The sequence below is a fragment of the Marinobacter sp. MBR-105 genome (genome assembly GCF_053628895.1).
On record NZ_JBRJHG010000060.1, the window covers coordinates 1 to 1,241 of the forward strand.

Annotated in this window: 2 protein-coding genes; both read left to right on the forward strand. The window is 46.0% G+C overall.

The window, feature by feature from the left end; translation table 11 throughout:
• Nucleotides 1-124 precede the first annotated feature (124 nt).
• Entirely contained in the window at nt 125-595 is a 471-nt protein-coding gene (locus tag ACSSVV_RS20990; protein WP_454106973.1) for a hypothetical protein, read from the forward strand.
• Nucleotides 596-701: 106 nt separating this feature from the next.
• Nucleotides 702-1,052, forward strand: a complete 351-nt coding sequence (gene maoP, locus ACSSVV_RS20995; protein WP_100687638.1) for a DUF413 domain-containing protein — start codon at nt 702-704, stop codon at nt 1,050-1,052.
• Nucleotides 1,053-1,241: the final 189 nt, after the last annotated feature.

Below are 1,241 nucleotides of genomic sequence, written 5' to 3' on the forward strand. Positions count from 1 at the left end.
GAGAAGGTGATCTGATCCATGCTGGCAACGATCCTATGCGATTGACGATGGCCGTATTATCGCTGATTTTGGAGACTTATTCAGAGCCTCCTTAGCTGTCGTTTTCTATTTGTTGTTTTCTGCAGTGTATGAAAGCCCATGGCCTGATGCTTGGGATAAACGAGTTGGATACTGGTATTTTCTATTATTTGGCAACCTAATTCTCATTGCAATAACCTACTATCTTGCTGTCAGAAAAAATCTAAACGTAGAGAATATTTTAGGTAGAGTTATTGATATAGAAATAGATCGGATTCAAAACCAAAAGCTGATGGAGGCCATTCTCTCTCACTACGGAAATATGGCCAGCATGGGGTTGTTTATGGCAATTCTAATATTTTCTGCCAAGCCGCTTGTGGCTAGCCAAAGTATCTTGCTGGTGGGGCCGCTTTTGGCTATATTTTATTTCGTAATAATATTTTCCTATTCAATAGTATTGATTAAACCTCTATTCTACTTATGTAAATACAGCGCACCTGTAGCGATGGTATCAATGCTAGTGATATTTGCTATCGATATGCAGGGGTTCCGTCTTTTAATAAGCAGCGTGCCTTGATGAATTTTAACCAGTCGCTCAAGTACGTTTCCGGCCTAGGGGCCGTCCACCGGACGTCCCTTACGGGCCGCCGCTTAGCTTTGCGTTATGTTTCCTGGAGTGATCAGTGGCTTCAGCAGAGCACATGAAATATCGGAAAATGGAGTTTCAGCCCAACGTGCCCGATACACTCTTTTCCGAGGACGAGATCGAGCTGTTGGTCACATACGGCTCGTGGCTTGCAGCTCTCATGCGCGGGGCAATTAGTCCTGAAACACCAGCCCAAGAGCGCTTCGTCGAGGTTTGTAATGGAAACAAAAATCCGGAAAGTCAGTTTGAAAAAGTCTGGGCCAAGTACATTAAACGCAAAATCTGGGAGTCAGAAAATCCAGACTTTGTGGGCAAGCAAGAGGCTGACTTGCTGGTGAATCTGGGCATAACTGGTCGTGGCTGGGGCGTTTACGGCCATTTCAAGTAAAACATAACAAGGCGCATCAATTCGCGGCCTGCGGCCGCCGGACGCCCTTTTCATTGCGGCTGCGCCTCCATTGCAAGGGCGCCGTTGTGCGCTGGCGTTATGCGCTTGCAGTCTGGCCGGTTATCTCAGTCATGTAGTCAAAACGAATAGACTCTTCAGGAGAATACATGAACATCACTACTTCGATTT